Raw genomic sequence first — 19,693 nt, 5'->3', positions numbered from 1 at the left:
TCATTGGTTATCCTGAATATATACTAGAGCATTTCATTTACTCTTGCAGTTAATACCTCTGCTATCATCGGATCTGCTCCAAGCGGTCTTCCGAACGTTATTTTTATATCCGGATATTTTTCCCTGAACTCATCTAATTTTTCAGGAATATCTTTTCTGATATGCATTCCCTCAAACAAAAAAAATGGTACAACAATAATTTCACTGATCCCGCTGTTTTCCTTTACTATTTCGTCAATAGTATCCTCCATCAGCGGTTCTGCTAATTCCATGTTTGTACCATACACCTTTGTATGAGCCAGTTTCTGTTTCATGACCTCGATTATTTTTTTGAATTCTTCCTGTGATTTCAGGGAACGGCTTCCGTGCCCTACTATCATTACTGCTTTCATTCTGATCAATCCTTCTTTCTTATTCAATTGTGTTTTATTTTCTGCTCCCTGCCGGAAAATATCCCCGAAATCTTTGATTTTTAGGCTATAAAAACAAAAAAATCAGCAAGAAGCTGAATTTAATATACAATATTTAAGAAATAAAACTGCTGTATACCGAACCAAAACGATACACAGAAATTAAATCTTCATTGATTTATATATCTCTCTAATAGTATATTAAATTTTCCCTTCCCAGAAAATTTAAATAAATAATAACAGGCAAGTCTCCTGACTAGCTTCACCCTACTCACATCCTTCCCGGAAAAACTTCCAGTGGTAATATGCTTTCGTCAGCTTCACAGTAGTGGGGGCTGTACCGGATTCAAACCGGTTTCCTTATTAAGTTCCTTAAACACCTGATTATTAAAATTATTTATTAAAGTATACCATGAAATAAAAATTTGTCAAACTGGTTTTTACTTAGCAGAAAAATTATTTTCCCTGTTTAAATCTTGATTTTTTCGGCACATTTATATTGAAAAAGAAATATTTTCTTTAAAATTATGCGGAATTTTTACTTTTTTCAAAATTTCGGCAATCATTTCCAGTTCTTTTTTTATTTCAAACTGCAGTGTTTTTTCTATAATAATATAAGTGATTTCTCCCTGACAAAATGTTATTTTATCCAAAGGACTGTTTCTCACTCTCAAAAGACAGATTTCCTCGCCAGTGTCCATATAAAAATCTACTTCAGTTATTTCATTCGGTATTTTCGGTATTATATGAACTGCATTAAATCTAAATCCGTTTATCCAAAAATCATCTTCACCGAAGTGTACCTCATATTTTTCCTTTTGCATTTTTTCCTTTCATTAGCAGGTTATTTACAGAATCATTGCCGGATTAATCAATAATCTTGACCTGATTCTTAGTTTTTTATCAAAATTTCTCTTATTACTTTTATGATTTTTTCTGTTTGAATGCTATACTTGCCAAAATCATTTACAAGTATTTCTTTTAAAACTCTTTCGTCAGATAAATTATAATGCCACCAGTGACTGCATTTTTCTTCATGCTCCACACACTTTAAAGCTTTATAATTACATGTTTCAAACAACTCCCCAAAAAAACTAATTTATATTAATTACAAAGGCAGTACCGGATTTTCTCACCAGTACTGCCTTTTTATCATTAAATATTCATTTTTGCTTTTATCATATTTTCCAGTTCTTTTACTTTTCTATACTGATTCCGCAAAGTCTCGTCAGAATGCCCTTCAAGGTCAATATACTTTTCCAGTGCTTCTCCCAAATAATAAAGCTCATGCACAGCCTCCATGTTCTCGGCAAAATACTCCAAAGGCTGATCAAGTATCTCCTGAAAATCATCTACCACAGCCTGATAACATTTTAGTGCTGTCTCCATTTCACCTATTTTGCTGTTAGCTAGTCCCATATTATAAGTACTTCTTGCTATTTCATAAGAATAATGACGCTTTATTGAAAATACTATTCTTGACTGTATAAGCCTTGAATTATAATAATTTTTATAATCCCTTATTATATCAAAATAATTTGCTAAAAAATCATTCCACACGTCAATACATGCTCCGTCCAGCCATACCATACCGTTAATCGGCTTTTCCGGATATCCGTTTGACTCTTCCTGTACTTTCATTACTCCCGCAATACTCAGCTGCATCAATAAATCAGCATACTTTCTGACATCTTCATTATCTGCACTGTTTTTGTCCAATATGGCCTGAAAATAAAATCCCAGTTCTCCTATATTTTTATATAACTCGGCACCTGTCTGAAAGAGAAGATTAAAATTAATCTTTCTGGGCTCCAGAAAATTTTTCAGCACAGAACTCATTATTATGTATGACTTTCTCTCGCTTGGTATTAATTTATCAAATTCTGAAACTGCCTGCTCGAAGTCCAGATTCTCCACTGCTGCCATAATACTTGGAAAATGGGTATTTTCTCTATAACTTCTGTTCGGAAAGTATAAATCCTGAATTCCTTTTTGCTCTCCCGGCATATTTTCATCTCCTTAATCTTTTATTTTATATTTTTTAAATTTCTATTTGTCTGATCATAAAAATTTTAACATATATAAAAAGGTTTGTATACTAAATTTTTACTGCTGTACAAAATATCAGATATCTGATAATATAAAAACAAATATTATAATTTAGAGGTGCTGACTTTGATAAAACAATTTATTCTGCTTACACAGTTTATGACACGTATTCCTGTTCCCGTGAAAACTGAATATAATGAAAAGGATTTCGGAAAATCAATAAAATATTTTCCCGTTTTGGGCTTGCTGATCGGCGGACTTTTATATCTTACTTATTTTATTGTAACAAAATTTACCGACAGCCGGCTTCTTACTGCGGTTTTTATTGTTATTGCAGAAACTGTTATTACCGGAGCAATACATTTAGACGGACTTGCCGATACATTTGACGGACTTTTCAGCTACCGTCCGAAAGATAAAATACTGGAAATAATGAAGGATTCCAGAATAGGGACTAACGGTGCGATTGTTCTCATCATATACTTTCTTCTGAAAACTTTCCTGCTTGCAGAAGCTGACATAAAGTATATCATCATGATGCCTGTCATCGCCAGACTTGCTACAGTTACGAATGCCGGTCTCGGGACATATGCCAGAAAAAACGGCATGAGCAATGCTATAATGGATTATAATTCAAAGTCTGATATTCTGATTTCACTGCTCATTACCTCTGTAATCTGCTTTTTTTTAGGAGGCTTCAAAGGTATAATCTCTGTTTTTGTGTGTCTGGCGTTTATTATATATTTTTTATTTTATGTCACAAAAAAAATTGACGGAGTTACGGGTGATACCATGGGTGCAAGCCTTGAAATGACCAGTATCCTTGTACTTATCACAGGAGTGATTCTAAAATGAATAAAAATACGGAATTTATATTTATACGTCACGGTATTACAGAATTGAATGTAAAAAAGGTATATTTCGGACAGCTTGACCCGGCGTTAATTAATGAAGGAATTCAGCAGATTCAAAATACAAAAAAAAATCTTATCAATGAAAATATCAGTCTGTTTTATTCCAGTGATCTGAAAAGATGTACTGAATCTGCAAAAATCATAAATGAATCTCTTAATCTTGATATTATAGAAAAAGAAGGATTTCGTGAATTAAATTTCGGAATTTTTGAAGGAATAAGCCATGAAGAGTTAATGAATAAATATCCAGAAGAAGCCGATATTTTTTTTAAAAACTGGGAAACATACCGTATTCCCGGCGGTGAGAGTATTCATGATTTTATGATGAGAGCTGTAAATGAAATTGAGGAAATAAAAAAAGCCTGTAAAGGAGAAAGAATTCTTATAACAACACATTCAGGTGTTATACAGTCAGTTCTTTCATATTATTTCACAGGAAACCTTGAGGCTTACTGGAAATTCAGATTTAATCACGGCTCTATGACTAAGCTGTGTTTTGATAGTTCTGATTTTGCTTTTTTGGAATATGTTAACAGAATATAATAAAACTAAAAAATAGGATTCTTATCCGGATTCCTATTTTTTTATATTCTAATTTTTTATTTTTAAGCTCTTTTAACCAGCAGATTTTTTAATCGGTTATTTCATTCAATATGTTAATTCCGGTCTTTTTCTTTTACTATTTCTTCTCCTGCATAGTAATTATTTCTGTCTTCTGCCATGTATTCGATCCCGTCCTCTGTCCTCTGCCATACTTTATTTTCTGTAAATGTCTCTGAATCAGCATCTTTCATCAATATTTCCCTATAATATACATTGTTTCTGTCTTTTCCGTAATTTTCATAAGCTTCAAATGTTTTCTGATCTGCTTTATTTATTTTTTTATTATTATAATATACATTATTTTTATCTTTTGCATAGTCACTGTTTAAGATGGTAAATGTTTCAGTATCTGCACCTTTTAATTCTTCATCTACATAAAAAACTCTGATTTTATCTTTCGTATAAAAATATGATAATACTTCAAAACTTTCCGCATCCCTCTCTTTAATTTCACTGCACTCAAGGTACACATTATTTTTATCCTTAATATATCTGCTGTCCAGTATTTTTATACTTTCTGTATCCAGTTTATTTATTGCTTTTTTATAATACTTTTCAGCCAAGTCATCGTTCTTGTCTTCTACATAAACAGATGCCAGCGTACAATATGCCCATGTACTTTTTTCACCTAATTCTATTGCTCTTAACAGATATTTCGCATCAGAATTTTTCATTCCTTTAAACGCAAGATAATCTTTATCAAAATAATGTGACCAGTAATCATAATCACCCTCTTCAATAATTTTTACAATACTTATTCCTAAGACTAATACTATTACTATTACTCCAAAAAATAATATTACTTTCTTCATTTTTTTGTATCTCCTTTTTTGTAAAAAATTATAAAAATTAAGAAAAAAACTGTATCAGTAAAGTTTTTTTACAATACAGCCCTTTTCCCGTTATTTTATCTCTTCCTTTTTTTAGCCGAAATAAGAAGCATCATCGGACGTCTTAATTCATCCTGCATTTCCGGAATGTCTCTTAGCATAGACTCTTCAGGCTTCGGCTCCATAAATCCCGTTATTTCAAAGCCTGCCCATATAAGATCATTTATATAAGTGGTAAGCGTCTTATGATATTTCATTACTTCCTCTCCGAGAAAATTTGCTTTTCTAAGTCCTTCAGAAAAATATCTGTCCACCGGCCAGTGAAGACGCTCCCCGTTTTTCCCGTAATACCAGTCCTGTGTTCCATATGCAGTAAATACAGGATGCTCCACAGAAAATACAAAATATCCTCCGTCAGTTAGAAAATTATATATTTTTTTACACATATTCCTGAAGGAATCTATATAATGAAAAGTCAGTGAACTTAGAACTGCATCAAAGCTTTCAGACGGATAGTCAACTTCCTCTACAGGCATTAAAATATATTCAATTACAGGCGACTCTGTCATTTCTTTTGCTTTTTCCAGCATTTTCTCTGATATGTCTATCCCGGTTACTGCTTTTGCCCCGTTATCTGCTGCATATCTGCAATGCCATCCAAAACCGCAGCCCAGATCCAGCACACGTTTCCCCTGAAAATCAGGCATCATTTTTCTGAACTCGTGCCATTCTCCCGCAGCTTCCAATCCGCCTGTTGATCTTGCCATTTTTTTATACTGATTAAAAAATTTTTCATCATCATATTTATTTTCTTTCAATTTTATCCTCACCTCTCTATAAAATCTGAGTTTATTTTCGTCCACAATACTGATATAATTATTTACCGAAATACCTTTTTCCTAATTATTCAGACACTTCATATAAATCATGTACTTTTTTATTCTAACATATTTTCATAAAAATTTCTTTTTAATCAATATCTTTTGAAATACAGATTTCATATATAATTTTTTAAATTACAAAAAATCTGAAAATAAATCTCTAAAACAACAGTCGATTTTTATTCACAGATTTTTTTTATGTTAATTTTTATTAGTCTCTATTTTACAAGTTCCAATTCAATTCTTCTGTTCAAAGCACGTCCTGCCGGATTGTCACTTCCATCCTTGTTTGTATTCGGTGCAATTGGATTTCGTTCACCCATTCCCTCTGTTTTCAGAACTCTGCCCGACTCCAAACCAAACTCTATAAGCTTATCCCTGACTGACTCTGCTCTTCTCTGGGACAGTCTGTTGTTATATTCGTCTGTTCCCTTTGAATCTGTATATCCTCTTATTATTACATCTGAATCCATTGCTTTTATCTCTTCTACCATTTCTCTCAATAATCCGTAATATTCCGGCTTTATTCTGCTGTCATCAAAATCAAAATAAAGCTTATTTTCATTCAGACGTATTATCTTCTTTACTTCTCCGCTTCCATTCTGTTTCACTTCCTGTACCGCAGCCTTCTCCTCCACAAACTCTACTTCCAGGGCATTTATTCTTATTGTATCATTTCGCATCTGCTTTGTCGTAAACGGCCTTGCTGTGCTAAATACTGCCAGCACAAATAATAACAATATTATCTTTTTTTTCATCTGTCCGCCTCCTTTTCCAGAGGCTCTCTTCTTGTCGTTCCCTTTACTTCTCCCTTTGGTACTGTTTTATTTTCTACATTTCTCAGATATTCTTCATTCTTATCCATTCTAACTCTGTTATATTCCACCAAAGCTTTATTTGTTGTACATGATACCAGTAAAAAACTCATTAGTAACAGCAGCTTCTTTTTCATATTTTCTCCTTAGTCTTTTATTTTCTAACCCTTATTCTTTTCAGTGCCTTTAATTCTTCTTCTTCCCTTTGCACACTTCTTACCACTCTTTTATAAAAATCTACTTTTTCTTTCATATAATCCAGCTCTGCTTCTGCCTTTTCCAGTTTTACGTCTGTTTCTGCCTCTTCTATTATTATTTCCTCTGCTGCTAAAGGAGCTATAATAAACAGAAACAATCCTGTCAGAATCATTTTTCTCATTTTTACCTCCTCCAGCTTATTCTTTTACCTGATTTTCCCATAAATACTCTTCTGTTCTGTCTACTCTTTCTTTCGTATCCTCTATTGTTCTTTTTGTCTCACCAGAGGTACATCCCAACAGAAATAATACCGCTACTAACACCAAATATTTCTTCATCACAGTCTCCTTTTATTTCAGTCTCAAATCTGTTACTGTTTCCTCATATTTTACTTCCAGCTCATCCAGTTTTTTTTCATTTTCTTTATAAGCCTCTATATTATTATTAATCTCATTTACTCTTTTTTCTATTCTGTCTATTTCAGCCTGCATTTTCTGACTTTCTGTTTTTTTCCCGCTTTTCAGTTTTGGTGCTGCCAAAAGTCCGTGACTTACAAATAAACACATCAATAAGGGTAATATCATTTTTTTCATAATTTCCTCCTGTTTTCTTCTGACAAACTGCTTAATCTTCCAAAACTGGTTCTTCCTGAATGCCTAGTCCTATATTTACCAGTGCCAGTTCTTTTTCCTTTTTACTTATCTCTTCATTTAAATTATTCTGGACATCGTCATATTTTTTCAGTATCTCCCTGTATTCATCCCTGTACCATCTTACTTCCGAATCCACTCTCAGTTTTTCTGTTATTTCTGCTCTGCTGTCATAATTTTTATATAATTTTTCCAGATCATTCTCTAATTTTTCTTTTCTACGCTGAAGTCTTTCCTGCCTTGCTGTCTCTGCGCTGTTTATCTTCCCGGCTTCCTCGGTAAGTGTTGACATTCTGGTATATCCAAAACATATTGTTCCTAAAAGCAAACATAATAATATTCTTTTCATTTCTCCTCCTGTTCATTTTTATAACAGAAGAAATGAAGAAAGCCTTCATTTCTTCTGTCTGTTACCCTTTAGAATTTCCATGAAAAGTCTAACTGATATTTTGTACCCTTTACACTTCCTTCTTCTCTCTCTACTCTTACTCCTGTTTTAAATCCTCCTGATGTTTCATAGCCTACTCCGACATTTGCCTTAAATATATTATCTATTTTTTCAGGTTCTTCCAGTCTGTAGTACCCTGCATCTGTATTGGCTATTTTTACCTCATTTCCGTCTCCATAGATATCCTGTGTCTCATATTCATAAGCTGCTCCTGCCGTAAGCATAAACTTACTTCCTTTTACCGTTGTATATGACCATTCTCCCTCTACCCCTGCTCCTGGTCTTAATGAGAAGTAATCCTCTGATTTTACATCAAGATACATTCCGTCTCCGTCTTCCTTGAAGCCTTGGAATTTCCCGTATCCTGTATTCAGACTTCCAAATATATCCATCTTAAAATTCTTTGATATTATTGGAAGTTCATAGTTCAGTCTGTTTTTCCATTCTGCTGTTCCAGAGAAGTAATCTCCGTTATTCTTGTATGTTCCGTTGCTTAAGTAAATCTTTCTTTCCATATCATGGTAATTTACCCCAAGCTCTCCTCTTGTCATATATTTGAATCTGCTGCCCTGCTTCAGATACTGTTCATATCCTATTCCCGCTTTCAGACTTGTTATGTCTTCTTTTGATCCCTGATCAAAATCAAACTTACTTTGCAGTATTCCAAGTGAATAATTAAAGTTTGTACCATATTTCAATGTTTCTTTTTCCTTCAGATACATGATTCCCAGTGACTGATAATCATATTCCTCCACTCCCGGATTCTTATCTGTAATATTTCCTCCCGAATAAATCGCTGATACCTTAGTAATATCCTTAGTTGTATTTTCTTCGCTTTTCAGCTGCTTGTATGCTGTATCAAGAACTCCGCTTACATCCATCATTCTCTGCTGGATATTCGCATATACATTACCTCTCAGCTGCATATCAAATGTTTCAGCCAGTTCATCCTTATCAGATACTGATTTCAATGCATCAAACATATCCATTTCACTGCCTGAAGGCCCTTTTGTATAAAGCTCGTCCAGTCCTTTTCCGAATTCTACCGCCTCTGTATTTTTAAGCATCTGTGCATACGGTATTCTTGTAAGTGTCAGTACATAGCTGTTCAGATCCTTGTCAAAATATTTTTCCGCAAGGAAGGATACCGATTGAGATGTCAGCCTTATTGTTTCTGTAGTCGGATTATGCAGTCCTCCGAGAAGCTGTACATGATACATATCATAATTATTTCCAAGTGTTGCTCCCGGACTAAGTATAATATGTCCTGTTCCGGATATTCCGCCTACATTTATCGTTCCTGTTTTTCCCGGTGTTGTTTCCAGAAGAATATTGTCAGTAAAATTAATTGTTCCTGTTACCTCTATTTTTCCGGTATTATTTATTGTAATTCCGTTTACAGTTGCATTAGGTCCGTCTATGACTATATCTCCTATGTTAGCGAGTGTTCCGCCTCCGTCAAGTACTACAGTCCCTCCAGAGCTTATTGTTATTCCCGCAGTATTTACAAAAGAGCTTCCCATTCCTACAAATACTCCGATTCTTCCGGCTCCGCTTACATTAATCTGTCCTGTATTCGTAAGTGTGGCGCCTTTTTCTATATATACTCCCTGAGCATCCTGTCCGTTTACATTTACAGTACCATTATTTATCAAATGTGCTTCATTTGTTCCAACGAGACCTTTTGCACCTGTCCCGTCCACATTTATAATTCCGTTTGAATCATTATATACGGTTGCACCGTTTGTACCGAGCATCCCGTAAGCTTTTAGCCCTGTTACATCTATAGTGCCATAGTTTTCAGCTCTTCCTGAAGGACCGAAAGTCACTGTCCCGTCAGAATGCTTTACTTCTATACCGCTGGCAAACATACCGACTCCGGCTTCATTTCCCACAGTTATCAAAGCACCTGATGAATTTATTATATTTCCTGTTTCAGTTGCCATTCCCACAGAGAATTTCCCAGCTGCTACATCTGATTTTCCCACAGTTATTACACTTTTATTTGTCATTGTTCCTGACTGCCCGTACATTCCCACACTGTAGTCTGTTAATGTCAGAGCCGTATTTGTTTCCCCGTTCCCGGCTTTACTGTAAATATATGTAGTTCCTTCACCAGTGGATATAAGTGTACTGTTATTTATTATATTCCCGCTTTCCGAAGCAAGAATTACAGAATCTGATCCCGCACTTACTGTTCCGGAAATATGATTTATAGCTGCTGTTCCCGAAGTAAATATTCCCGCCGACTTATCATTCCCTACAGTTATATTGCTGTAGTTATTTACTAAGCCGTTATCAGAATAAATACCATTTGATGCATCTCCCATAGCTATATTTCCACGATTTTCCACCATCGAGCCTTTGGCGAATATTCCTGTTCCTTTCTGGCCGCCGTTATTTGTAAGCAGGCTTCCTGCTCTGTTTTCTATACCTGATGTAATATTTTCACCGTAGATTCCCGCAGCTTCATTCCCAAATTCTATTATTCCTTCATTTACAATGCTGTCTGAATTAAGTCCAAAGATTCCTACACCAGATTTACTGTTTATAGTATCCCCGTCTCCGATTTTTATTGTTTTTCCACTGCTGTTTCTTATTTGTGCTATTCCTTCGCCGTACATCCCCACACTTGCTGCACCTGACAGATTTATCATCCCGGAATTTTCTATCCATGTTACTGCAGAATTTTTAGATGCTATTCCTTTGGCTCCATATGCCGCTGAAAGTATACTTCCGTCAAGCTGGATATTTCCTCCGTTTTCCCCGTATATACCTGTTGAACCTGTTCCAAGGTTTATAGTTCTTGATAACGGCGATATTACATTCGTAAAATCTGCAAGATATATTCCTACAGCTTCACTGCCTACTGTTATATCATGCAGTGTAGTATTCAGCTGTCCGCCGTTTTGCAGCATTATTGCTACTGACTTATTGCCTGTTGTTATGTTATTCCCGCCAAAATCAATTATACTTGCCGCTCCGTCTATAAGGGCTCCGTATCTTTCATCTCCGAGATTTATTGCTCCGCTCTGATAATCAATTCTCGCTCCGTCTGCTACTGCAAGCAGCGTCGAGTTTTTACCTATATTGCTTGTTCCGTTAATTATCATTTTACCATTTATTCCGTCGGCATAATAAGCTACAGATTTTTCGCCTACATTAACCTCACCTGTTGTTAATCCGTCGGCATCTCTTACATACATACCGATAGACCCGTCACCGTTCAAATTTATTTTCCCTTTATTTTCAATATAAGCTTTGTCCAGTCCTGTCATTGCCACTGCATTTAGTGTAGATGAATTTATAATACCGCCTGTATCGTTTAATATTGTCGACGGTACCAGCAGTGGGCTTTCACCTGTTGCCTGAAGTCCTGTTTTTCCTGTTGCTATAGTTGTCTGGTTTACAAGACTTCCTCCTGAAGCTACTATTACATTGGCATAATTAATATTAGTTCCTCCGCCGGTAAAAGTCATGCTTCCGCCTTCCAGATAAGCAAATATACCGTCTTCGGTATTAGTTACGGTTCCTCCTGTTACATTAAGGATTCCTCCAGACTCCACATAGAATCCAATATTGTTTGTACCGCCTATTTTGATATCTCCGCCTGAAGCAAGATTAAACTGGCTTCCTGCCTTTGTATAAACCCCTATTCCCTGATCAGCAGCTGTACTTGTTCCTTTTATGTCCAGTTTACCGGTATATGTGATATCAGTTCCATTTTCCTGATAAATCCCTATTCCTCCAGAACCTGTCATATCTATACCTGCAGAAAGTGTTCCAGTACCAAATGACGGTGCTGCAAGAATTCCTATTGCCCTGTATTTATTCAGACTGTCATCATACACTCCGCCTTTCAGCTCCATTGTCCCTGTATAGCTTACTGCATTGTTCAGGTATATTCCTATTCCGCCGTCTATATCAAATTCATAACCGGCTGTTCCCGATATATCCCCGCCTTTTACATATACGCCTATCTTATCATGTTTTCCGTTTATCCCGGCTATTTTGCCTATACCTGTTACAGCTGAGCCTGCCTCTGTTACTATTCCCACAGAATTAGTTCCTGTTAGTGACAGCGTCTTTTTATTTTCTACGCTTGTTGCTAATCCAGGTCCTTTTACAAAAATACCTATTCCGTTTTGTGATACTTCCTGATCTGCATTATTTACAAGTGCTATATCCTGCGCGTAAATATTTATCAGATTATTATTCCCGGCATGCTGTTTTATTGTTACTTTATTTTCCTGAATTCCTCCGTCATAGAATATTCCCACACCTTTGTTTGTACCGTGTGAATATACTGTTTCCAGAGTCCCAGCACTTACTGCTGTATCTTTATCGGCATATACTCCTGTTCCTTTTTCCCCCAATGTAATTAATCCTGTATACCCGCCGGCTATATTAATAATTCCATTCTTAGAATATATTGCAGTTCCTTCTTTACCTACAGTTATATTCCCAGAATTCAGATCCAGAACCGACTTATCGGTGTTTAAAGTACTATTCCCCAATATTATTGCATTTGACTGGTCACCTGTAAGTGATATATTTGTTCCTGCTAATTTTACAGATGCTTTATCATAAGCCATTACTCCGGATAAACCATTTACAGTACCGTTTATTGCTCCGCCTGCATTCAGATTTATCTGTGTTCCTGTATCCTTAGCATATATTCCTATTCCGTTATTTATAGTTATAGTTCCTGTATGATCAGCGATAGTTGAAGAAGATGCCAGACTGCTGTCTTTTTCTGCATACAGCCCCACATAATCAGATGTTATTGTTCCTTTATTATCTGCCAGACCATTTTTTATATAAATTCCTACACTTCCCGGATTAGTTCCTGCAGCTGCTGCTGTAGCATATATATTCCCGGATACATCATTTACAAAATTTCCCTGATTTGTCACATATACACCCATAGAGCCATTTTGTGCTGCATTTCCTCCAGCTGTGGAATTTATTACAGCTGTATTAGTCAGCTTGGCTTTATCATCAAGAATAATTCCCACTGCTTCTTTATTATTAACATTTATTAATCCTGAATTAGAAGAATTTGTTACTGCTGCTCCGTCTGATTTTACATAAAGCCCGTATGCACCATCTGCATTTACAGTTACAGCTCCGCTGTTTATAAGGTTGGTATCTTTAAAATACCCGCCTATACCTTTTGAATTTGCATTTATTGTTATGTTCCCCGTATTTGTAAGGCTGTTATTTTTTTCTGCATACAGCCCGATCGTTTCCTGATTTAGATTTATACCGTCATTTGTCAGGGTAATATTTACACCGTTAGTAAGAGCTCCTGTATTCTCCGCATAAAATATTCCTATTGGTCTTAAAGGATTTCCTGAACTGTCATTTGCAGTTCCTGTACTAATCACATTAATATTTCCAGCCAGTGCCTGAGCTCCGTTTTTCAGATATGCCCCTATTGCCGGCGTAGATAATGCTGCTGATTTTAGTGTAAATCCGCCGTTAAATGCATTAACGGAATTTCCCAGTGTCGAAATACCGTCAATATAAATACCTATCCCATTTTCACTGACTTTTGTAATAGATGAAACTGATGACACATTTATATTCTGCCCCTTTGCATATACTCCCAATGGAATATTTGAATCTGTCAGAGGATCTGAAGCTGTTACATTTATTCTTCCCGAAGACAGATTTATATGTCCAGTATCTCCAGCACTTGCCGTGTCTTTTATTTCAGAATAGATCCCTATATTTTTCAAACCCTTTACTTCAATGGTTCCGCTGTTTGAAATAAGAAAATTATCTGCTGCGGCATCATTTGAAGTTACAGCATATATTCCTATATTTTGTGCTGCTGTAGTATCTTCTACCGACACCAGACCAGCTCCTTTGTTTTCAAATCTGGAATTCAGTGAATATACTCCTATATTGTTTTTATTTACTTTGATTATTCCTGTTGATTCATTGGCAGTATCGGAATTTTTCAGATAAACCCCGGTTTTTCTGAGTATTTCTCCTGGTAAAGCTCCCGGTGTATTAGAATCTGCCATTTCTATTGTTCCTTTATTATCCAGTCTTGCTTTTCCTTCAAGGTATACACCTATACCTTCTTCACCTGTTATTTCAAGCTTGCCGCTCATTCCCGGATTTATCAGCACATCTCTGTTATATGTTCCGCTGACAGCTCCTGCATAAATACCTATTCCCTTGTCACCCGTTACTTTTATTTTATTATCCGCTGTTTCTACACGGCCCTCATCTGATAAAATACCTATACCGTTATCTTTTACCTCGATATTTCCTGTATTTATTGTATAAATATTTTTTCCATAAATTCCATAATCATAATTACCTACGGAAATATTTCCGTTATTATAGAGTTTTGTTATATTGGAAGTATTTGTCTCGGCTCCTGCCGCATAAATACCTACAAGTGCGTTATTATCATCTGATATGAGCCCTGCCGGCTGTAATGCAAGGTTCAGATTATTCGTTACTATTTCTCCGATTTTTCCCGTATAATAAATTCCTGTTCCGTATTTCGGAGCCGTTGTTATCCCCGGATCATTATAATCATAATTAACAGTCAGTACATCAGCTGCACTTGCAGTACTTACAGTACTATTTCCCGTAAGATTCAGCGCTACACTTTCTCTTCCCATTTCCACAGTATAATTTCCGTCAAATTTCACATCAGAGTATTCTGCCGATATTACAAATGAAGTTTCACCTACTTTTATATCCGGTCCGCTCACACCCGTTTTATGCTTTAGTGTAAGAGTTCCGCCCTCGGTAATTCCGCTTGCTGCTTTTACTTTAATTCCCACACTTTCATTCCCGAGAATTATCGCTTCGCTTTCATTGTGTATTTTTACTCTGCTTCTTGCACCGCCTGTATTATTTTCCGCGAATATTCCAGTAGCATTTGAAGCAGGGGTTGTTCCTGCCGAATATATATTTAATGTACCTCTATTTATAATATCTACCAATGGCAGAGACGCCATAGACGGATTTGAAGTATTGTCAGTACCGTAATTCTCTGCGGTATCCACAGTACCGTCAGCTTTTACCTTTCTTGTAACACCGACCAGTCCTATTCCGCCCAGAGTATTGTTTGTCTTAGCAGAAATTTCTATTACTCCGTCGTTTATTATCTGACTGCCGTTTACCCCGTATGCTCCCACACCTTTATCTACTTTTATTAATCCTGTATTTGTATTATTTATATGACCGAAGCTGGTATAAATACCGACATTTTCTTTAGCTCCCGGCCCAGTTACTGTAGGATCCTTTATATTTACTGTCCCTTTTATTGTATAACCAGTTTCCGTATTATTAGCTGCACTTGTATTGGAAGCCATTTTCAGTCCGTTCCCTTTATCGATTGACTCGACAGTTATACCCGGATTCACAATTACCTTTGATCTTTCTATTGTTATATCATTGAATTTATCCGGTGTTCCGCCTGAATCATCAGACGCATAATCCAGATTTACATCTCCGTTTACATTAACAATTGCCCCGTCTAAAGAAGATTTGAACCAGAAGCCGTTATCATTTATGGTAGCATTTCCTACTCTGCTTTTTAGACTGTTCAGATATGTGGAAATATTAGTCCCAGTCCAGTTAATTGTTCTGTCTGCATCGCTCTCGCTTGAGCTGTACTGAAAATACCCCAGATTAATACCATTGTCTCTCAGATTTACAGTTACATTATTCATTCCGAGATATCGTCCCGTAGTTCCGTCAAAATCACTTTTCGATCCGTAAAAAGCTATCCCCTTATACATTTCAAATGTTGTTCCGCCTTTGAAGTCTATGGTAGATACTGTTGCCCCGGCTTTTGCATCAGAATAAAAAGCTACTTTATCAGCAATTTTATGAGTAATAGTTCCGCCGCCGAATTCTACCTTACCGCCCTTCTGAGCAACAAGCCCTCCATTTTCACCTGTATTTACGGTACTGTTTGTTCCCAGAATTTTTATTACGGCTTTGTCACCTTTAGCAAAAGCTCCGACACCGTTTACATTCAGATTTCCTGTAACAGTTACTGCTGTATTTCCTGTTCCTTTAGTTAGCTCGTCATTTGATATGCTTAAGGCTGCTACTCCGACATTACTGTTGCTTCCGTCATTTTTATTAGCTGCTGAACCAAGTCCTGTTGCAGTTACATTTCCCAGAGTAATTGTCGTAGAAGCCTGACTTCCCGCTCCTGTATTGTTAGCCAGTACAGTTTTTGACGAATCAAAGTCATTAGCCCCGTATGCAAAAGCTCCTATAGAACTATGACCTGTCATAGTTACATCATTACCTGTTATCTTTCCTCCGTTTTTAGCAAAGAAAGCTATTGCCTCATAGCTTGACATGGAAACATTGTTACTCACATTTATTGTAGAATTAAAATCTACTATATTTTTCTGACCTGTCTGACTTTCCCCTCTACCGTATGCTTCCTTATTGTATACTCCGCCTGTAAGCACTTTTCTCGGGTTAAACCAGACACCTTCACTGTAAAACATAATTGTTCCTGTTGCTCTGTCTGCACCTGTTCCGGCATTATCCGATATTGCAGTTCCTTTATTTACATTAACCACACTTCCGTTTTTAGAAATAATTCCTATTCCTCTTTCAGAAAATTTACCAAATTCCAGATTAAAATTAGTTACGCTTAAATCTCTTATCGGATCAGCTGTCAGATATTGAAATCCTATTTGTGTTCCGTTATTTATTCCCACAAGATTAGGAGTAACACTTTTATCTACTTTAAAATCCAGTGTAGCAGGAAAATATTCCTGATACGCCGTCCCTACTGTATTATTCATTCCGGCTCTCTGCCCTGATGATACATAAAGTGCTACGTTATCTTCACTTTTTGTATTGCTGTTTCCGCTTATATTTCCAGTTCCGGTCTGTGTTGTCCCGCCTTTACCGTCTATATCCGTTCCCAGTTTTACATTCACATTGATATTTCCCTGAAATATCCCGTTTGCATCTGGTCTTGTATCATGCGACGCAAGATAAAAACCTACGTTTTTATCTCCCTGAAGCTTCACAGTCCCCAGATCAAGGGATGGTGCCAGTCCTGTAGCCCATTTTGTCCTGTCTGGAACATAACCTGCTACCCATATTCCTACGTTTCCACTTCCTGTATATTCTACATCTCCGCCGGTATTTTTTACATTGACATTTCCCATTACAGGAGCATACATATAATACTTTGCAGCATTCACATCATAAACTGTAGGCGAAGTCGTCCCAGGCAGCGGTACCATCTGGGAATATCCGAGCCATCTGTGCATTTCGGCAGGTGCTACATAAACTATAGTATTTTTGCTTCTGTCTGCTACAAGTTTTGTTCCGCCAAAATCTATAGCTGTAGTACTTGCAACATTATCAAGATAACTTGATCCCCATGTAGTTGAGTTTCTCCCGTCACTAGACTGCCAGTATACATGTGTATTGGGATAAAGCTGGGTTGTCAGAAGACTGTTTGAATCCCCTGTTATATTTATATCTACATCTGTAAATTTTACATTATAGGCACCTCTTATGCTGAGCTGCCCTATTATTGTTTTTCCTTTTAGTTCCAGTCCCACTCTGTTCATCTGAATTGAGCCAGTCTGTGCAAATAGTGCCGTAGAATAAGTTGCAGATCCTCCTACTATTATATCCATATCCTGTACTATGGGAGAACCCTGAAAAATCCATGACTGCTGATATCTTGAAGTACTAAAGCCCTGCAGTGTGTCATTATCAACTGCCGAAACCCATTCTCCAGCTAAATTCGACGGAAATGCCGCCGGACTCACCACTACTGTAGGATAAGGAATTGCTCCGTATTGGTTCGTAGGTTTCCCTCCTGCTGCCGCATTGCTTAACCTTATATCAGTATATTGGTTATTTACTACTCCCAGAGGGCTTGTAGTAGCATATATTTTACTTGAAGTATTTTTACCGTGCCCGCTTATTGTCCCGCCTATATTGAACATTGGCTGGCTGTTTATTCCTCTTTGCGACGGTGCCGGCGAACCCTGCTCCCATGCCAGTATTTTTCTGTCAAAATTATTTCTTCCCTGAATAAACGAAAAACCGCCCAGCCAGTCTCCTCTTCCTCTTGTAAAAGCCTCAAAGCTTGGTGCCGGCGGTGAAACCGGTGCCGTCACTGTTGGTGTAGGTACTTTTATTTTCGGAGGCACCTGTGGTGCTACGCTTAAATTCGGCGGTGTAAATGAAATAACCGGCTGATTTACTGTACTTATTACAGGACCGCTTACTTCATCCACAGATACATTTATGTTAGGTGCTATTGTACTTATACTTACATCATTCGGCGAATTCAGCGTTACTGCCGGTATTGCCCCGGTAATGCTCGGAGCTGCCACACTCACGGAAATAGTACCCACATTCACAGGTGTTAAGGTTACTGCCGGTGCTCCGGGAACTACAGGTACATTAATGCTTGGAAGATCAACCTGCGGCGACAGCGGAGTTGTTACTTCAGGCACTTTTATTGTAGGGATTATTGTAAACTGTGCCGTATTATCATATACCGATGTATTCACTGTCCATGCATTTCCTTCTCCGTCTCCTGTATTAGTTTCAGTGATCCATCCAGTGGTTCCTCCGCGCAGACTTGACAGGCCGAGAAAACTTCTCAAAACTGCCCTGTCCATATCCTGCATAGTATCTTTCCTGTCCCCGTATTTCCATTCTTTGCTCTGACTGTCCATATCTTTATATCCAAATAATGTTGAAAATATATAGCTTTCCCATGGAGATTTTATTACCTGATCTCCCTCTTTTTCCAGACGCTCCAGTTCCAATCTGCTGTATCTCAGATTTTTCTTATTTTCATCACGCAGTTTTTTTATCTTTTTTTGTAGATTTTCAGCTACTCTTCCCATAGCGGGTTCTTCACCTGCATTTAAAATATTACCTGTCATCAGAAAAATCAATGGCAGGCTTTTTGAAAATTTTACCCTTTTATTTTTCTTTAGGCATGATTTTAGCTGCCTTTCAGTATATCCAAGTATATTTTTCATCTTTCACCTTCCTGTACACATTTTCTTATTACTTTTTCCGGTCTGTTACCATAAAAATTAATTACATATAATTTAATTAACATCAATGTACAAATCATGGTAAATACACCAAAAAATCCTCAAACTGACCCTATGTTAAATTTAAAAAAATGATTAATTTTAAATTTTTTAGCATAAAATTTGTTTCAAATTTAAGAATACTTATTTATTTATAACTGAATTTCTGTCTATTGTCAAGCAAATATTCCGTCTACATGCTGTTTTCTAAAACTAAAATTCCTGTTATTGTCCGGTTCCTCTTTACCTGTTATCTTTTTCATCATATTTCCCTGTAAAAAACTAATTATTTTAGAATTCTTTCTGTTATTTTTATTCTTTATTTTCACCTCCTTCAAAATTTAATAAAACCAAAATTTTACTTCACGGAATAAAACAGTCGCATTCATTTAATAATGCGACTAAAACAATTATATAAAATTCTTTCTTTTCAGACATCGAGCTAAATGACCGCTGATAATGATCCGCTTTTCATTTTTTCAGAAATATGTATCATTACTATATAATAATCAAATAATAATTTTCGTATTATTAAATTTATACGAATACTATTATATATATTAACTATTTTATAAATTTATTTTTTGATTCTTCATTGATAATCTTCTGACTTCTCATCACAGAAAAAATGCATACACTATAGTTAATTTTCGTTTATTAATACTGATAATAATGAATTCCATAATAACAATACTATCATTTTTTTTGTTAACAGAATTATATCATAATCTTTTTTTAAAAACAATATAAAATATCATACATAATAATAAGATTATTTTTTTAATTTCAGAATATAATATTCCCGGTAATT

16 protein-coding genes and 1 riboswitch are annotated in these 19,693 nt (G+C 36.2%); of the genes, 2 read left to right on the top strand and 14 right to left on the bottom strand.

Going from position 1 to position 19,693, the window contains the following annotated elements:
• Positions 1 to 23: 23 nt before the first annotated feature.
• The 4 genes from STERM_RS04940 to STERM_RS04930 all read right to left on the bottom strand — a co-directional run bounded on the left by STERM_RS04940 (position 24) and on the right by STERM_RS04930 (position 2,417).
• Positions 24 to 419 carry a sirohydrochlorin chelatase gene (locus tag STERM_RS04940; protein WP_147289473.1) on the bottom strand — a complete coding sequence of 132 codons (396 nt, stop codon included), beginning with the start codon at positions 417 to 419 and terminating at the stop codon, positions 24 to 26.
• A gap of 216 nt (positions 420 to 635) precedes the next feature.
• Positions 636 to 809: riboswitch (cobalamin riboswitch) on the bottom strand.
• A 95-nt stretch (positions 810 to 904) separates the two neighbouring features.
• Positions 905 to 1,234, bottom strand: coding sequence for a hypothetical protein (locus STERM_RS04935; protein ID WP_012860465.1), 330 nt, complete (start codon positions 1,232 to 1,234; stop codon positions 905 to 907).
• Positions 1,235 to 1,302: 68 nt separating this feature from the next.
• The gene (locus tag STERM_RS21880) at positions 1,303 to 1,491 is read right to left on the bottom strand and encodes a hypothetical protein (protein ID WP_147289472.1); all 189 of its coding nucleotides are present in this window, start codon (positions 1,489 to 1,491) and stop codon (positions 1,303 to 1,305) included.
• 74 nt (positions 1,492 to 1,565) lie between these two features.
• Positions 1,566 to 2,417 (bottom strand): hypothetical protein, encoded by an 852-nt coding sequence (locus STERM_RS04930; RefSeq protein ID WP_012860464.1) that lies wholly within the window; start codon positions 2,415 to 2,417, stop codon positions 1,566 to 1,568.
• A 159-nt stretch (positions 2,418 to 2,576) separates the two neighbouring features.
• On the opposite strand from STERM_RS04930, the gene cobS reads away from it, so the two are divergent.
• Both cobS and STERM_RS04920 read left to right on the top strand, forming a co-directional pair.
• Complete coding sequence (cobS, locus tag STERM_RS04925; RefSeq protein ID WP_370452841.1) at positions 2,577 to 3,314, top strand: adenosylcobinamide-GDP ribazoletransferase; 738 nt, start codon at positions 2,577 to 2,579, stop codon at positions 3,312 to 3,314.
• Positions 3,311 to 3,916, top strand: a complete 606-nt coding sequence (locus STERM_RS04920; RefSeq protein ID WP_012860462.1) for a histidine phosphatase family protein — start codon at positions 3,311 to 3,313, stop codon at positions 3,914 to 3,916. Before cobS ends, STERM_RS04920 begins: the two co-directional genes overlap by 4 nt.
• Before the next feature lie 113 nt (positions 3,917 to 4,029).
• Here the strand turns inward: STERM_RS04920 and STERM_RS04915 are convergent, their stop codons facing one another.
• The 10 genes from STERM_RS04915 to STERM_RS22055 form a co-directional block, all read right to left on the bottom strand.
• Complete coding sequence (locus tag STERM_RS04915) at positions 4,030 to 4,788, bottom strand: DKNYY domain-containing protein (protein ID WP_012860461.1); 759 nt, start codon at positions 4,786 to 4,788, stop codon at positions 4,030 to 4,032.
• Between the two features lie 95 nt (positions 4,789 to 4,883).
• Positions 4,884 to 5,624, bottom strand: coding sequence for a class I SAM-dependent methyltransferase (locus STERM_RS04910; protein ID WP_012860460.1), 741 nt, complete (start codon positions 5,622 to 5,624; stop codon positions 4,884 to 4,886).
• Between the two features lie 281 nt (positions 5,625 to 5,905).
• Entirely contained in the window at positions 5,906 to 6,445 is a 540-nt protein-coding gene (locus STERM_RS04905; protein ID WP_012860459.1) for an OmpA family protein, read from the bottom strand.
• Positions 6,442 to 6,639 carry a hypothetical protein gene (locus STERM_RS04900; RefSeq protein WP_012860458.1) on the bottom strand — a complete coding sequence of 66 codons (198 nt, stop codon included), beginning with the start codon at positions 6,637 to 6,639 and terminating at the stop codon, positions 6,442 to 6,444. Before STERM_RS04900 ends, STERM_RS04905 begins: the two co-directional genes overlap by 4 nt.
• 17 nt (positions 6,640 to 6,656) lie before the next feature.
• The gene (locus tag STERM_RS04895) at positions 6,657 to 6,881 is read right to left on the bottom strand and encodes a hypothetical protein (protein ID WP_012860457.1); all 225 of its coding nucleotides are present in this window, start codon (positions 6,879 to 6,881) and stop codon (positions 6,657 to 6,659) included.
• Between the two features lie 16 nt (positions 6,882 to 6,897).
• Complete coding sequence (locus STERM_RS22060; protein WP_012860456.1) at positions 6,898 to 7,038, bottom strand: hypothetical protein; 141 nt, start codon at positions 7,036 to 7,038, stop codon at positions 6,898 to 6,900.
• Between the two features lie 12 nt (positions 7,039 to 7,050).
• Complete coding sequence (locus STERM_RS04890; RefSeq protein ID WP_012860455.1) at positions 7,051 to 7,293, bottom strand: FAD-I family protein; 243 nt, start codon at positions 7,291 to 7,293, stop codon at positions 7,051 to 7,053.
• Positions 7,294 to 7,324: 31 nt separating this feature from the next.
• Complete coding sequence (locus tag STERM_RS04885) at positions 7,325 to 7,699, bottom strand: adhesion protein FadA (protein ID WP_012860454.1); 375 nt, start codon at positions 7,697 to 7,699, stop codon at positions 7,325 to 7,327.
• Positions 7,700 to 7,767: 68 nt separating this feature from the next.
• Positions 7,768 to 18,825 carry an autotransporter-associated N-terminal domain-containing protein gene (locus STERM_RS04880; protein ID WP_012860453.1) on the bottom strand — a complete coding sequence of 3,686 codons (11,058 nt, stop codon included), beginning with the start codon at positions 18,823 to 18,825 and terminating at the stop codon, positions 7,768 to 7,770.
• Positions 18,826 to 19,058: 233 nt separating this feature from the next.
• Entirely contained in the window at positions 19,059 to 19,211 is a 153-nt protein-coding gene (locus STERM_RS22055; protein WP_169305389.1) for a hypothetical protein, read from the bottom strand.
• Between the last annotated feature and the right edge of the window lie 482 nt (positions 19,212 to 19,693).

It is taken from the genome of Sebaldella termitidis ATCC 33386 (assembly GCF_000024405.1).
Lineage (GTDB): Bacteria > Fusobacteriota > Fusobacteriia > Fusobacteriales > Leptotrichiaceae > Sebaldella > Sebaldella termitidis.
This window is presented reverse-complemented; position numbering and strand designations above follow the sequence as displayed.

Excerpts from the sequence above, each read along its gene's own strand:
- STERM_RS04935 (WP_012860465.1), bottom strand. The coding sequence starts at position 1,234 with ATGCAAAAGGAAAAATATGAGGTACACTTCGGTGAAGATGATTTTTGG.
- STERM_RS04930 (WP_012860464.1), bottom strand. The coding sequence starts at position 2,417 with ATGCCGGGAGAGCAAAAAGGAATTCAGGATTTATACTTTCCGAACAGA.
- STERM_RS04920 (WP_012860462.1), top strand. The coding sequence starts at position 3,311 with ATGAATAAAAATACGGAATTTATATTTATACGTCACGGTATTACAGAA.
- STERM_RS04915 (WP_012860461.1), bottom strand. The coding sequence starts at position 4,788 with ATGAAGAAAGTAATATTATTTTTTGGAGTAATAGTAATAGTATTAGTC.
- STERM_RS04905 (WP_012860459.1), bottom strand. The coding sequence starts at position 6,445 with ATGAAAAAAAAGATAATATTGTTATTATTTGTGCTGGCAGTATTTAGC.
- STERM_RS04900 (WP_012860458.1), bottom strand. The coding sequence starts at position 6,639 with ATGAAAAAGAAGCTGCTGTTACTAATGAGTTTTTTACTGGTATCATGT.
- STERM_RS04895 (WP_012860457.1), bottom strand. The coding sequence starts at position 6,881 with ATGAGAAAAATGATTCTGACAGGATTGTTTCTGTTTATTATAGCTCCT.
- STERM_RS22060 (WP_012860456.1), bottom strand. The coding sequence starts at position 7,038 with ATGAAGAAATATTTGGTGTTAGTAGCGGTATTATTTCTGTTGGGATGT.
- STERM_RS04890 (WP_012860455.1), bottom strand. The coding sequence starts at position 7,293 with ATGAAAAAAATGATATTACCCTTATTGATGTGTTTATTTGTAAGTCAC.
- STERM_RS04885 (WP_012860454.1), bottom strand. The coding sequence starts at position 7,699 with ATGAAAAGAATATTATTATGTTTGCTTTTAGGAACAATATGTTTTGGA.
- STERM_RS04880 (WP_012860453.1), bottom strand. The coding sequence starts at position 18,825 with ATGAAAAATATACTTGGATATACTGAAAGGCAGCTAAAATCATGCCTA.